General features: G+C 69.9%; 6 protein-coding genes, 1 tRNA gene and 1 rRNA gene. 6 read left to right on the top strand and 2 right to left on the bottom strand.

Features of this window, described 5'->3' with window-relative positions; all coding sequences use genetic code 11:
* Together rrf and ACZ4FH_RS27080 are read left to right on the top strand one after the other, a co-directional pair.
* Positions 1-69: ribosomal RNA gene (rrf, locus tag ACZ4FH_RS27085) — 5S ribosomal RNA — on the top strand; the annotation flags it as partial.
* A 194-nt stretch (positions 70-263) separates the two neighbouring features.
* A tRNA-Thr gene (locus ACZ4FH_RS27080) sits at positions 264-336 on the top strand.
* A gap of 164 nt (positions 337-500) precedes the next feature.
* Here the strand turns inward: ACZ4FH_RS27080 and ACZ4FH_RS27075 are convergent.
* Positions 501-1,079 (bottom strand): GrpB family protein, encoded by a 579-nt coding sequence (locus ACZ4FH_RS27075; RefSeq protein WP_467308035.1) that lies wholly within the window; start codon positions 1,077-1,079, stop codon positions 501-503.
* Between the two features lie 397 nt (positions 1,080-1,476).
* Positions 1,477-4,107, bottom strand: a complete 2,631-nt coding sequence (locus ACZ4FH_RS27070; RefSeq protein WP_467308033.1) for a SpoIIE family protein phosphatase — start codon at positions 4,105-4,107, stop codon at positions 1,477-1,479.
* Positions 4,108-4,508: 401 nt separating this feature from the next.
* Here ACZ4FH_RS27070 and ACZ4FH_RS27065 point away from each other — a divergent pair, with 401 nt between their 5' ends.
* The 4 genes from ACZ4FH_RS27065 to ACZ4FH_RS27050 all read left to right on the top strand — a co-directional run bounded on the left by ACZ4FH_RS27065 (position 4,509) and on the right by ACZ4FH_RS27050 (position 14,921).
* Positions 4,509-9,995, top strand: coding sequence for a HAMP domain-containing protein (locus ACZ4FH_RS27065; protein WP_467308032.1), 5,487 nt, complete (start codon positions 4,509-4,511; stop codon positions 9,993-9,995).
* Between the two features lie 245 nt (positions 9,996-10,240).
* Positions 10,241-10,915 (top strand): response regulator, encoded by a 675-nt coding sequence (locus ACZ4FH_RS27060; RefSeq protein WP_467308030.1) that lies wholly within the window; start codon positions 10,241-10,243, stop codon positions 10,913-10,915.
* Positions 10,916-11,148: 233 nt separating this feature from the next.
* A complete protein-coding gene (locus ACZ4FH_RS27055; RefSeq protein ID WP_467308029.1) occupies positions 11,149-13,917 on the top strand; it encodes a DNA translocase FtsK in 2,769 nt (922 codons plus the stop codon).
* A gap of 203 nt (positions 13,918-14,120) precedes the next feature.
* The gene (locus ACZ4FH_RS27050) at positions 14,121-14,921 is read left to right on the top strand and encodes a helix-turn-helix domain-containing protein (RefSeq protein ID WP_383646634.1); all 801 of its coding nucleotides are present in this window, start codon (positions 14,121-14,123) and stop codon (positions 14,919-14,921) included.
* Positions 14,922-14,973: the final 52 nt, after the last annotated feature.

The following is a 14,973-nucleotide window of genomic DNA, read 5'->3' as shown; positions in this document are numbered from 1 at the left end:
GAAGCTAAGCCTTTCAGCGCCGATGGTACTGCAGGGGGGACCCTGTGGGAGAGTAGGACGCCGCCGAACAATCATTGTGGGAAAGCCCCGTGCCGATGGCACGGGGCTTTTCTGCGTTTCAGGGCCGTGTTCGGCTCCCGCCGGCCCGCCCGGCCCACGTCCCTGAATCACCGCTGGTGGGCGGGGCCATGACGGGGCGACAGATGGTTTTGCAGACCCCCTGATTCAGGGTATGCTTTAGCTCGTTGCCGCAGGGCAGCAAGGCCCCAATAGCTCAGTCGGTAGAGCGTCTCCATGGTAAGGAGAAGGTCTGCGGTTCGATTCCGCATTGGGGCTCAGTCAGAAAGGCCCCCGCCACGAGGCGGGGGCCTTTCGCATGTCAGGACGTCCGCGTGCGCACACGACTCTGTCAGCGGTGGCTGCACCCCCGTCTCCCAGCCGCCCCACCTGTGACCGGGCCGGTTGGCTGCGGGACCGCGTGCGCTCGTCGGCGCACTCGATCAAGCCACCGCGGGACCACTCCAGCCGGTACTGGCGGCCCACCGTTCGGCCGCAGCCATCAACACCTCCGTGGCGGGGGCCTTGATCTGCCCGTAGTCCAACAGATCCGGCACGCTCAGTGCCAGCCGCTGTTTGAATGCACCCCACGCCCGACGGGCGTCCTCGTCCGCACGCAGGTAGTCCCGAAACAGCAGGGCAAAGCGGGCGTTAGGTCCGGCGCCCTCCCGCAGGTGGACGTTGCACGACCTTGCGCCGGCCGGCGGCGCGAAGACGAGTTTGTGACACCGCTGGCCGCCGGAGACTTCGACGCGGTTCCACGGCTCCGGGCGGCGCCGGAAGCCGATCACCGCAAGCAGCGGTACATCCCTGTCCTCGTCGATCGACCTCATCCGTACCTGCACGTCAATGCAGTCCTTGGCCGGCAAGCCCGGTACCGAAGTGGATCCCACGTGGTCGACCCCGAGCGCGAGGTCACCCAGCGCATCTCGCAGCATCCTTGCAAGCAGCTCGAACTCCATCGGCCACTGCGGGCGGTACTCCACCACGGCAACCTGACCGCGCTCATCGGGAAACGGCATGTCGCCACAAGCTACATGTCATTCGAGCGACTCCACAGACGGCGGGACCACCTCCTGCAACCCGCCAACGGCAGTGCCCCAGCACTCGCCACAAGCAAGAACACGATCTACGGCTGGAGTACTAGGACAGCGTCCGGCCGCCCAGACCCAGGAGGCCGACGCCGAAGGCGAGAAGGTCACGGGTTCTGCCCATCCCTGGCGCACAAGGGTGATCTGGGAGGGAAGCGGCGTCACCGGGTCGATTGCCTTCCCCTTCGCCCAGTTCACGATCAGTCCCTCGGTCGTCGCGACCGCCGACACCACCAGACTCACCTTGAGGTCCTTGCTCCAGGTGTTCCACAGCGCCCAGCCCATAGTGGCGTAGGGCCCGCGCCAACGCACTGCCGGGAGGCGGGGTTCAGTCCGTGTGGGGTGGCTCGGGGACGCGCATGGCCAGGATGGCCATGTCGTCCGAGGCGGGCTCGGCGGCGAACCGTTCCACGGCGCGCAGGATGCGTGCCGCCACGGCGCCCGCCGTCAGGCCGGTGCAGTTGGTCAGTACGTCGGCCAGGCCGTCGTCGCCCAGCATGCGAGTGCCCTCGCGGCGCTCCGTGACGCCGTCGGTGACGCAGAGCAGGACATCGCCCGGCTCCAGGGTCACCGTCTGCTCGTAGAGCTCCAGGTCCTCGATGACGCCCAGCAGGGGCTGGGGCTCGGCGGCCGCCTCGACCGAGCCGTCCTGGCGGAGCCGCAGCGGCAGGGGGTGACCGGCGCAGACCACCTTCAGGAGGGCGCTGCCGTCCTCCTGGGGCCACAGCTCCCCGTACAGCAGGGTGAGGAAGCGGCTGCGGGCGCCCTCGTCCAGGATCGCCGCGTTGAGGCGCTCCAGGACCGCCGGGCCGCCGAAGCCCTCACGGGCCAGCAGTCGCAGCGCGTGGCGGGCCAGGCCCGTGACGGCGGCGGCCTCCGGCCCCGTACCGCAGACGTCGCCGATGGCGAAGCCGTAGGCGCCGTCACGGATCGGGAAGACGTCGTAGAAGTCCCCGCCCACCTCGTTGCCCTCGCCGGCCGCGCGGTAGATGACCTCGATCTCGACGTTCGGGACGTCGGGCAGGCCCGGGGGCAGCAGGCTGCGCTGGAGGGACTGGCTGATGGCCATGCGCTCCGAGTACAGGCGGGCGTTGTCCAGGGCGAGCGCCGCCCGCCGGGACAGGTCCTCGGCGAGCTCCAGGATCTCCTGGCGGAAGTGGTCGTCGGACGGTTTGCCGAGCGTGAGCATGCCGATCACCCGGTTGCGGGCGACGAGCGGGAGGACCACGGTCTCCCCGCCGACCGCGGCCGCCGTGGCCAGCGTCGTACGGATGCTCGTGCCGAGCCCGCCCGTGTCGCCGAGGCCGAGTTCGCGCATCGAGGAGGTCAGCGCCGCCTGATGCGCGGCCTCGGACGGAGCGGCCCACACACGGGCGCCCGGGGTCGGTACCGGGTCCGGCGGAGCGATCCTGGAGAGCAGGGCCTTCAGGCCGTCGATCCGCTCCTCGTCCTCGTGCAGCACGTACGACAGATACGGCTCCGAGGCCTGGTCCGCGATCGTGTACACCGCGCACCACGTGGCCAGCGTCGGCACGGTCATCTGTGCCATGAGGGCGAGCGTCTGGTCCCGGTCCAGAGTGCCGGCCAGCAGGTCGGAGGCCTCCACCAGGAACGACAGCGAACCGCGGCGCAGCCGTTCCAGCTCGCCGAGCCGGGCCGACTCCACGGCCAGGGCGATCCGGTCCGCGGCGAACTGCAGCCGCAGCGCCTCCTCGTTCGAATACCGTCCGGCGGCCTCGGCGGCGACGCCCAGGGAGCCCGTCAGCCGGCCCTCGACCTTCAGCGGGACCGTGACGACGGAGCGCATGCCCGTGTCCGCGAGCAGGGGGACGGCGCCCGGGACGGCGTCGAGGTCCTCGTGGACGGCCGGCATCCGCGCGGAGCCGTACCGTCCCGTGCCGGCCTCCACGGGCACCCGGGCGAAGCGCTGACGGGCCGAGGGCAGGCCCGTCGTGGCCCGTACCTCCAGTTCCGTCTCGTCGTCCGTGGCCAGCAGCAGGAACGCCGCGTCCGCGTCGAGCATGTCGCGGGACCGTTCGACCGTGCGCTGCAGCAGACCGTCCAGGTCGTCGGGGGCGGGGGAGCCGATGAAGACCTCGAAGGGGTCCGTCGACCGGCTCTCGGTGGCCGCGTCGGAGACCGGGGCGCGGACCGGCGTCTGCAGGACGGCGCGCTCGTAGTCGCGTACCAGCAGGCAGACCGTCGACGGCTCGCCCTCGGGGTCGCGGACGCGCAGGTGCGAACCGTAGACCGGGACGATGCGTCCGTCGGCGCCGCGCAGGCCGTAGCTGCCCTCCCAGCGGGAGAGGCGCAGCGCGTCCGCGATGCCGGTGTTGGTGCCCGGCGTCTGCGGCCAGGCGGTGAAGTCCGTGAAGGGTTTGCCGAGGACCTGTTCCGCGGTGTGCCCGAAGAGATACGCGGCGTCGTCGTTCCACGCGGAGACCGCGCCCGCGCTGTCGATCTGGGCGACGGCGACCCTGACCCGGTCGTCGGTCACCGGGAGCAGACCGACGGGCAGCAGCGGGCCGGCGGAGCGGATGCCCACCGGGCGGTCGGGGAGGTCGAGCTGGAACCAGACGTGCTTGTGCGTCGGGGAGTACTCGACGCCCCAGCGGGAGGCCAGGGCCGCGCACAGCAGCAGACCCCGGCCGTTCTCGCGGTCGGGGCTGCCGATGTCCAGCCCCGTGGACTGGAGCGGGATCTCCCGTTCCGGATAGTGGTCGGAGACCTCGATCCGGACGCCGTCCTCGGTGCGCAGGCACAGCACGTTCGCCGCCGTACCGGCGTGGACGACGGCGTTGGTGACGAGTTCGCTGGTGAGGACGACGGCGTCGTCCACGACGTCCGTGTACCCCCAGCCCTGGAGAGTGTCCCGGACGAAGGCGCGGGCCGTCGCGACGGAGCGCCCCACCGGGTCGAAGGTGGCAGCCGCGCGCGCCGTGATCACAGCACTCCCCATTTGGTGTCTCGTCGCTTCCCCGAGTCCTGTGCCCGTTTCTCGCCGCTTCGATTCGCCTGCCAGGCTAGACGCTCGCTCCGCGTGCCGGATACACGAGGGGCGGGTTCGGGCAAGGACGGGCAGGAAGAGGCCTGTGACCGGACAAGTGTGGGCTTCCTCATGCGGGGATGGGGGACAACCCCGGGAGGTTGCACCCCGACCGGTTCCGGCCTGGTACGTTTCAACGATTTGACGTCCACATGGTCACCCGTCGACGGTGGGCGGTGGCGATGAGCCCCAGAGGATCTGGGCAAGCTCTCGGACAAGGCCCGAGCGATTCGGTCAACCCCTGCGGGAGGGACACGGTGGAGTCTGACGTGGCGGCGCGGGGATCAGGTACGCGCAGTAAAGGCGGACAGTCCGTGAAGAAGCAGCGCAATGGAACGGTCGAGGTCGACGCCGCCGCACTGAACAGACTGCTGTCCGGTCTGGTGGCCATGCGCGACGGCAACTTCCGCAGGCGTGTGACCGTGTCGGGCGACGGGATCATGGCCGAGCTGGCGGCGGTCTTCAACGAGGTCGCGGACCGCAATGTGCACCTCACGGGCGAGCTGGCGCGCGTACGGCGCGTGGTCGGCCGCGAGGGCAAGCTCACCGAGCGGCTGGAGACGGGGGCCTGCGAGGGGTCCTGGGCCGCCGCGATCGACGCCTCCAACGAACTGGTCGACGATCTCGCCCGCCCGGTCTCGGAGGTCGGGAGGGTGCTGTCGGCGGTGGCCGACGGTGACCTGGAGCAGCGGATGGAGCTGCGCTCGCACACGGCGGACGAGACGGTACGGCCGCTGCGCGGCGAGTTCCTGAAGGTCGCCCGTACGGTCAACAACCTCGTCGACCAGCTCTCGGCCTTCACCGAGCAGGTGACGCGCGTGGCCGTCGAGGTCGGCACCGAGGGCAAGCTCGGCGGGCAGGCCCAGGTGCGGGGGATGTCCGGGTCCTGGAAGGACCTCACGGACTCCGTCAACACCATGGCGTACCGGCTGACCGCGCAGGTGCGGGACATCGCGCTGGTGACGACGGCGGTCGCCAAGGGGGACCTGTCGCGGAAGGTCACCGTCCATGTGGCCGGTGAGATGGCCCAGCTGAAGAACACCGTCAACACGATGGTCGACCAGCTGTCCTCGTTCTCCTCCGAGGTGACGCGCGTCGCCCGTGAGGTGGGCACCGAGGGCGAGCTGGGCGGTCAGGCGACCGTGCCGGGTGTCGCCGGTGTGTGGAAGGACCTCACGGACTCCGTCAACACGATGGCGGGCAACCTCACCTCCCAGGTGCGCGGCATCGCGGAGGTGACGACGGCCGTCGCCAACGGCGACCTGTCGCAGAAGGTCCGGGTGAGCGCGCGCGGCGAGGTCGCCCAGCTCGCCGAGACGATCAACCAGATGACCGAGACGCTGCGCACCTTCGCCGACGAGGTCACCCGTGTGGCCAGCGAGGTCGGCGGTCAGGGTGTGCTCGGTGGCCAGGCGCAGGTGCCCGGCGCCGCGGGGACCTGGAAGGACCTCACCGACTCGGTGAACACGGTCTTCCGGAACCTGACGATCCAGGTGCGCGACATCGCCCAGGTGACGACGGCGGTGGCCAGCGGCGACATGACGCAGAAGGTCACGGTGGACGTGGCCGGCGAGATGCTGGAACTGAAGAACACCGTCAACACGATGGTCGACCAACTCCAGTCCTTCGGTTCGGAAGTGACCCGGGTGGCGCGTGAGGTCGGCGTCGAGGGGCGGCTCGGCGGGCAGGCCGAGGTGCCGGGCGCGGCGGGTACGTGGAAGGACCTCACGGACTCCGTGAACACGGCGTTCCGCAACCTGACGGGTCAGGTGCGCGACATCGCGCAGGTCACCACGGCGGTCGCCAACGGTGATCTGTCGCAGAAGGTCACGGTGGACGTGGCCGGCGAGATGCTGGAGCTGAAGAACACCGTCAACACGATGGTGGCGCAGCTGTCGTCCTTCGCCGACCAGGTGACGCGGATGGCGCGTGACGTGGGTACGGAGGGCCGGCTCGGCGGTCAGGCGCGGGTCGACGGCGTCTCCGGGACGTGGAAGGAACTGACCGACTCCGTCAACTTCATGGCGGGCAACCTCACCTCCCAGGTCCGCCAGATCGCACAGGTGACCACGGCGGTCGCGCGGGGCGACCTGTCGCAGAAGATCGACGTGGACGCGCGCGGCGAGATCCTGGAGCTCAAGAACACCATCAACACGATGGTCGACCAGCTCTCCGCCTTCGCCGAGCAGGTGACCCGGGTGGCCCGCGAGGTGGGCACCGACGGACGGCTCGGCGGTCAGGCCCAGGTGCCCGGTGTGGCCGGGGTGTGGCGTGATCTGACGGACTCGGTGAACGGCATGGCCGGCAACCTCACCGCCCAGGTCCGCAACATCGCGCAGGTCGCCACGGCGGTCGCGCGCGGTGACCTGTCGCAGAAGATCGACGTGGACGCGCGCGGGGAGATCCTAGAGCTCAAGAACACGCTCAACACGATGGTCGACCAGCTGTCGAACTTCGCGGAGCAGGTCACGCGGGTGGCGCGCGAGGTGGGTACGGAGGGCATCCTCGGCGGTCAGGCCGAGGTGCAGGGCGTCTCCGGTACGTGGAAGGACCTCACGCAGTCCGTCAACGGCATGGCGAACAACCTCACCCTCCAGGTGCGCAACATCGCCGAGGTCACCACCGCCGTCGCCAACGGCGACCTCTCCAAGAAGATCACGGTCGACGCCCGGGGCGAGATCCTCGAACTGGTGACGACCGTCAACACGATGGTGGACCAGCTGCTCAACTTCGCCGACGAGGTGACCAGGGTCGCCCGTGAGGTGGGCACCGAGGGCATCCTCGGCGGCCAGGCCCGGGTGCGCGGAGCGACGGGCATCTGGAAGGACCTCAGCGACAACGTCAACCTGATGGCAAACAATCTGACCAGTCAGGTGCGGAACATCTCCCGCGTCTCGTCCGCGGTCGCCAACGGCGACCTCACGAAGAAGGTCACCGTCGAGGCGCGTGGCGAGGTCGCCGAGCTGGCCGACACCGTCAACACGATGGTGACGACGCTGTCGTCGTTCGCCGACGAGGTGACCCGTGTCGCCCGCGAGGTGGGCACGGAGGGCGAGCTGGGCGGTCAGGCCCGGGTGCCCGGCGTCTCCGGTACGTGGAAGGACCTCACCGAGTCGGTGAACTCGATGGCCTCCAACCTGACCGGTCAGGTCCGTCAGATCGCCACCGTCACCACGGCCATCGCCAAGGGCGACCTCACCAAGAAGATCGACATCGACGCCCGGGGCGAGATCCAGGAGCTGAAGAACACCATCAACACGATGGTCGACCGGCTCTCGTCGTTCGCCGAGGAAGTGACCCGGGTGGCCCGTGAGGTGGGCACCGAGGGGCAGCTGGGCGGTCAGGCCCGGGTGCGGGACGTGGACGGCACCTGGCGCGACCTCACCGAGTCGGTGAACGAGATGGCCGGGAACCTGACCCGTCAGGTGCGGGCCATCGCGGCCGTCGCCACGGCGGTGACCCGCGGCGACCTCAACCTGAAGATCGACGTCGACGCGGCGGGCGAGATCCAGGCCCTCCAGGACAACATCAACACGATGATCGCCAACCTGCGCGACACCACGGCGACCAACAAGGAGCAGGACTGGCTCAAGGGCAACCTCGCCCGGATCTCCGGCCTGATGCAGGGCCGGCGCGATCTGGACGACGTGGCCTCCCTGATCATGAGCGAGCTGACCCCGGTCGTCTCCGCGCAGCACGGGGCCTTCTTCCTGGCCATGGCGACCGGCGACACCGACGCGCTCGGCGCGGAGAGCGACAAGGACGGTTCGTACGAACTGAGGATGCGGGGCAGCTACGGCTACTCGGCCGGTTCCATGCCGACGTCCTTCCGGCCCGGGGAGACGCTCATCGGCACGGCGGCCGAGGAGAAGCGGACCATCCAGGTGGACAACGTGCCGCCGGGCTACCTGAAGATCTCCTCCGGACTCGGCGAGGCGCCGCCCGCGCATGTGATCGTGCTGCCGGTGCTCTTCGAGGGCAAGGTCCTCGGTGTGATCGAACTGGCCTCGTTCCAGCCGTTCACGCACATCCAGCGGGACTTCCTCAACCAGCTCGCCGAGATGATCGCCACCAGCGTCAACACGATCAGCGTCAACACCACGACCGAGAAGCTGCTGGAGCAGTCGCAGGAGCTGACCGAGCAATTGCGCGACCGGTCGCAGGAGTTGGAGAACCGGCAGAAGGCCCTCCAGGCCTCCAACGCCGAACTGGAGGAGAAGGCCGAGCTGCTGGCCCAGCAGAACCGCGACATCGAGGTCAAGAACACCGAGATCGAGGAGGCGCGCCAGGTCCTGGAGGAGCGTGCCGAACAGCTCGCGGTCTCGATGCGCTACAAGTCGGAGTTCCTGGCCAACATGTCCCACGAGTTGCGCACCCCGCTCAACTCGCTGCTCATTCTGGCCAAATTGCTCGCCGACAACGCCGAGGGCAATCTCTCGCCCAAGCAGGTCGAATTCGCCGAGACGATCCACGGGGCCGGATCCGACCTGCTCCAGCTGATCAACGACATCCTCGATCTGTCGAAGGTCGAGGCGGGCAAGATGGACGTCAGCCCGACCCGGATCGCCCTGGTCCAGCTGGTCGACTACGTGGAGGCGACGTTCCGGCCACTCACCGCGGAAAAGGGGCTGGATTTCTCCGTCCGCGTCTCGCCGGAACTGCCGGCGACGCTGCACACGGACGAGCAGCGGCTGCTCCAGGTGCTGCGCAATCTGCTCTCCAACGCGGTGAAGTTCACCGACAGCGGCGCCGTGGAGCTGGTGATCCGGCACGCGGGCGCCGAGGTGCCGGACGCCATCCGGGAGCAGCTGCTGGAGGCCGGTTCGCTGCGGGACGCGGACGGCGACCTCATCGCGTTCTCGGTGACCGACACGGGGATCGGGATCGCGTCGAGCAAGATGCTGGTCATCTTCGAGGCGTTCAAGCAGGCGGACGGGACGACGAGCCGCAAGTACGGCGGCACCGGCCTCGGGCTGTCCATCAGCCGCGAGATCGCCCGGCTGCTCGGTGGCGAGATCCATGCGGCGAGCGAGCCCGGCCGCGGCTCCACGTTCACGCTGTACCTGCCGCTGCACCCGAGCGAACTCCCGCCGCAGGGCTACCCGCAGATCGCTCCCGGCCCGCTGGAGGTGCACGGCACACCGGTCGAGGGCGGCAGGCTGCCGGCGCCGGGCCAGGCGCTGCCGCAGGGCCAGCCGGGAGGCGCGCAGGGCTACGGGCAGGGGTCCGGCGGTTCCTCGGGCGGCGGGACCGGACAGGGCGGCGCGGCGGGCCTGCTGCGGCGCCGCCGCAAGGCCCTGGGCGGCTCCGCGCAGCAGCCCGCGCTGCCGGCCCGGCCTGCCGCCGCGGAGCCCCAGCAGGGCGCACAGGAGACCTGGCCGGCCGCGGGCCAGGAGGAGCCGGAGAGCCGCGGGACGTTCCGGTTCAACGGGGAGAAGGTGCTGATCGTCGACGACGACATCCGCAACGTCTTCGCGCTGACCAGCGTGCTGGAGCAGCACGGACTCGCGGTGCTCTACGCGGAGAACGGGCGCGAGGGGATCGAGGTCCTGGAGCAGCACGACGATGTGACGGTCGTACTGATGGACATCATGATGCCCGAGATGGACGGATACGCGACGACCACGGCGATCCGCAGGATGCCGCAGTTCGCGGGGCTGCCGATCATCGCGCTGACCGCGAAGGCGATGAAGGGGGACCGGGAGAAGGCGCTTGAGTCGGGCGCATCCGACTACGTCACCAAGCCGGTCGATTCCGATCATCTGTTTTCGGTTATGCAGCAGTGGATGCGCGGAGAGTGATCGTCAATTGGGCGAATCAATCGTGATTTGTTGACCGGCTGTGTCCGAAGAAGTGTGGGAAGGCGGATTCCGGGGAACCTTCTCGTCTCCCACCGCGTTTTCCCTGTGTGCACAGTGACATCGCGGTGACAGGGTGTGGTGACGGGCGGGGTGCGGCTACCATGACCGGCACAAGGACGGACGGCGTAAGGGAGTCGTCCCCTGGGGCGGCGCCCGGTGCAATTCCGGGGCGAGGAGGACGGGCCATGGTGCAGAAGGCCAAGATCCTCCTGGTCGATGACCGACCGGAGAATCTGCTGGCGCTGGAGGCCATCCTCTCTGCGCTCGATCAGACACTGGTCCGGGCATCGTCAGGGGAGGAGGCGCTCAAAGCGCTGCTCACGGACGACTTCGCGGTCATCCTGCTGGACGTCCAGATGCCGGGCATGGACGGATTCGAAACCGCGGCGCACATCAAGCGCCGCGAGCGGACCCGTGACATCCCGATCATCTTTCTCACCGCGATCAACCACGGTCCGCACCACACCTTCCGGGGGTACGCGGCCGGCGCGGTGGACTACATCTCGAAGCCGTTCGACCCCTGGGTGCTGCGCGCGAAGGTCTCGGTCTTCGTCGAGCTGTACATGAAGAACTGCCAGCTGCGCGAGCAGGCGGCGCTGCTGCGGCTCCAGTTGGAGGGCGGCCGGCCGGGCGCCGACCACGAGAAGGAGCCCGCCGGACTGCTCGCCGAGCTCTCCGCGCGCCTCGCGGCCGTCGAGGAGCAGGCCGAGGCGCTCTCCAAGCAGCTCGACGACGAGTCGGCGGACGCGGCGGCCGTGGCCACCGCCGCCCATCTGGAGCGCAAGCTCACCGGTCTGCGCCGCGCGCTGGACGCACTGGAGCCGGGCACGGGCGGCGGACCGGCGCCCCTCACCACGTAACGGCCCGTCGGTTCAGGCCGGGCCGCACCGCGCGAGCCCGGTCCGAGGCGTCAACTGACCGCAGGCCGACGCCGTTCGGTGGCCCCTTCGAGGAACGGGCCGTGCGGTGAGGGCGTTTCGGCGGTGCCGACTCCGTGAGGACGCGTCAGTTCGCGTCCCGCGCGGGGCGACACGGTCGGGTGAACCATCACGCGCACGTGTTCACCGCAGCAGACACCGGTAACCTCGGCCCCATGGCCTCACGTACGTCCGGCAAGGGTTCCCAGGGCACGGCGGGCACCGCGAAGCGCGTCGGCGGTGGCCCGGGTGCGGCGAAGAAAGCCGCGCCCGCCAAGAAGACCGCGGCGAAGAAGTCCGCGCCCGCCAAGAAGGCGCCCGCGAAGAAGGCGGTGGCCAAGAAGGCCGCCCCGCCCAAACCGGCACCCTCGCCCACCAGCGGAGTGGTGCGCCTGGTCCGCGCCGTCTGGCTCGGCACGGCCCACGCCGTCGGCGCGGTGTTCCGCGGCATAGGGCGCGGCGCCAAGGGCCTCGACCCCGCCCACCGCAAGGACGGCATCGCGCTGCTGCTCCTCGGCCTCGCGCTGATCGTCGCCGCCGGCACCTGGTCCAATCTGCGCGGACCGGTCGGCGACCTCGTCGAGATGCTCGTCACCGGGGCCTTCGGCCGGCTCGACCTGCTCGTCCCGATACTGCTGGGCGCGGTCGCCGTGCGGCTGATCCTCTACCCGGAGAAGCCCGAGGCCAACGGCCGCATCGTCATCGGGCTCTCCGCACTCGTCGTCGGCGTGCTCGGACAGGTCCACATCGCCTGCGGGGCCCCCGGCCGCGAGGACGGCACCTCGGCCATGCAGGACGCCGGCGGGCTCATCGGCTGGGCCGCCTCCAAGCCGCTGATCTACACCATGGGCGAGGTGCTGGCCGTCCCGCTGCTCCTGCTGCTGACCGTCTTCGGGCTGCTGGTCGTCACCGCCACCCCGGTCAACGCCATTCCGCAGCGGCTGCGCCTGCTCGGCACCAAGCTCGGCCTGATCGACCCGCTGCCCGGCCCCGGGGAGTACGAGGGGGACGACGACGAGCGCTACGACGAGCAGTGGCGCGAGTCGCTGCCCGCCCGCTCCCGCCGGTCCGCCGCCCGCCCGGCGGACGAGGCGTACGACCCCGACCGGGCCGAGGAGGACGCGCTCTCCAAGCGCCGCCGCCCGCGCCGGCCCTCCGTACAGCCCGCGATGAACCGGACCATGGACGCGGTGGACGTCGCCGCCGCCGCGGCGGCCGCGCTCGACGGCGCGGTGCTCAACGGCATGCCGCCCTCGCCGGTCGTCGCCGACCTCACCCAGGGCGTCTCGGTCGACCGCGAGCGCGCGGGCACTCCGGTGCCGGGCGCCCGGGAGGCGGAGTCCGCCCGGCGGCCGGGGGAGCGCAACGCGACGCCCGCCGGTGGCGTACCCGATCTGACGAAGCCGGTCCCCGAGCGCGCGGAGTCCACCCCGCTGCCGCCCCGGGCCGAGCAGCTCCAGCTCTCCGGCGACATCACCTACGCGCTGCCCTCGCTCGACCTGCTGGAGCGCGGCGGCCCCGGCAAGTCCCGCAGCGCCGCGAACGACGCGATCGTCGCGTCCCTGACCAATGTCTTCACCGAGTTCAAGGTGGACGCCGCCGTCACCGGGTTCACCCGGGGGCCGACGGTCACACGCTACGAGGTGGAGCTGGGCCCGGCCGTGAAGGTCGAGCGGATCACTGCCCTCGCCAAGAACATCGCGTACGCCGTCGCCAGCCCCGACGTCCGGATCATCTCGCCGATCCCGGGCAAGTCCGCCGTCGGCATCGAGATCCCCAACTCCGACCGCGAGATGGTCAATCTCGGTGACGTGCTGCGGCTCGCGGACGCGGCGGAGGACGACCACCCGATGCTCGTCGCGCTCGGCAAGAACGTCGAGGGCGGCTACGAGATGGCCAACCTGGCGAAGATGCCGCACGTCCTGGTCGCGGGCGCCACCGGCTCCGGCAAGTCGTCCTGCATCAACTGCCTGATCACCTCGATCATGGTCCGCGCGACGCCCGAGGACGTCCGGATGGTCCTCGTCGACCCCAAGCGCGTCGAGCTGACCGCGTACGAGGGCATCCCGCACCTGATCACCCCGATCATCACCAACCCCAAGAAGGCCGCCGAGGCCCTTCAGTGGGTCGTGCGCGAGATGGACCTGCGCTACGACGACCTCGCCGCCTTCGGCTACCGCCACATCGACGACTTCAACCACGCGGTGCGCACCGGCAAGCTCAAGACGCCGGAGGGCAGTGAGCGCGAGCTGGCTCCGTACCCCTATCTGCTGGTGATCGTCGACGAGCTGGCCGACCTGATGATGGTGGCCCCCCGGGACGTGGAGGACTCGATCGTCCGGATCACCCAGCTGGCCCGCGCCGCCGGCATCCACCTGGTACTCGCCACCCAGCGCCCCTCGGTCGACGTGGTCACCGGTCTGATCAAGGCGAACGTGCCCTCCCGGCTCGCCTTCGCCACCTCCTCGCTGGCCGACAGCCGCGTCATCCTGGACCAGCCCGGAGCCGAGAAGCTCATCGGCAAGGGCGACGGGCTCTTCCTCCCGATGGGCGCGAACAAGCCGACCCGTATGCAGGGCGCCTTCGTGACCGAGGACGAGGTCGCGGCGGTCGTCCAGCACTGCAAGGACCAGATGGCGCCCGTCTTCCGCGACGACGTCGTGGTCGGGACCAAGCAGAAGAAGGAGATCGACGAGGAGATCGGCGACGACCTCGACCTGCTCTGCCAGGCGGCGGAACTGGTCGTGTCCACCCAGTTCGGCTCGACCTCGATGCTCCAGCGCAAGCTCCGGGTGGGCTTCGCCAAGGCGGGCCGGTTGATGGACCTCATGGAGTCGCGGAACATCGTCGGACCGAGCGAGGGGTCCAAAGCACGCGATGTCCTCGTCAAACCGGACGAGCTCGACGGAGTGCTGGCACTGATCCGGGGGGATACGGGTTCGTGAGGATTTCGCGGGCAACCGTTTCGTGAAGCCGTACGTCAAGTTGAAGGGAGGGACACTACGACGTCCCGCCCCGGGACGTTCCGGCGAGACCGACTCTGTTCGAATCTGATGGCGTACAAAGTCGTGCTCCCGGTTGCCCCACTCTTTCGCACCCCCCCTAGACTGAACACCCAGCAGGTGGCTCACGCTCGAAAGGCGCCCCCGTGTCCATCGGCAACTCCCCCCAAGACGACCGGCCTTCGATCGGTCGAGTGCTCCAGCAGGCCCGCATCCTCGCAGGTCTCACGGTCGAAGAGGTCAGCACGTCCACCCGGGTGCGCATCCCCATCGTGCACGCGATCGAGGAGGACGACTTCTCCCGCTGCGGCGGCGACGTGTACGCCCGCGGCCACATCCGCACGCTGGCGCGGGCCGTCGGCATCGATCCGGAACCGCTGGTTTCGCAGTACGACGGCGAGCACGGCGGCCGTCCCGCACCCACCCCCGCGGCGCCGCTGTTCGAAGCCGAACGGATCCGTTCCGAACCCCGTCGGCCCAACTGGACCGCGGCCATGGTCGCGGCGATCGTCGCCGTGGTCGGCTTCGTCGGCTTCACCTTCTTCAAGGGCGGCGACGACTCCCCGACCGCGGGCCGTGTCGCCGAGGGCCCGACCTCCGACAAGATCACCCCGAAACCGGCCGGCAGCAAGCACGCCGACCCCAAGCCCGCCCCCTCGGACAGCGCCATCGCCGCCGCTCCGCAGGACAAGGTCACGGTCCGGCTCAGCGCCACCCAGGGCAAGAGCTGGATCTCGGCCAAGGACCACAACGGCCGGTCCCTCTTCGACGGAACCCTCCAGCAGGGCGAGTCGAAGACCTTCCAGGACAAGGAGCGGGTCGACCTCGTCCTCGGCAACGCCGGCTCGATCGAGCTGTACGTCAACGGCAAGAAGGTCGAGGACCAGTTCCAGCCGGGACAGGTCGAACGGCTCTCCTACACCAAGGGCGACCCCGAGGTCGGCTGACCTCGCGGCCGCGGACGGACCACGGCGGGCGCCGGGCCTTCGGGCCGGGCGC

Source organism: Streptomyces sp. NPDC024555 (genome assembly GCF_055559335.1).
Note: the sequence above shows the minus strand (reverse complement) of the source record. Positions and strands in the feature narration are given on the sequence as shown.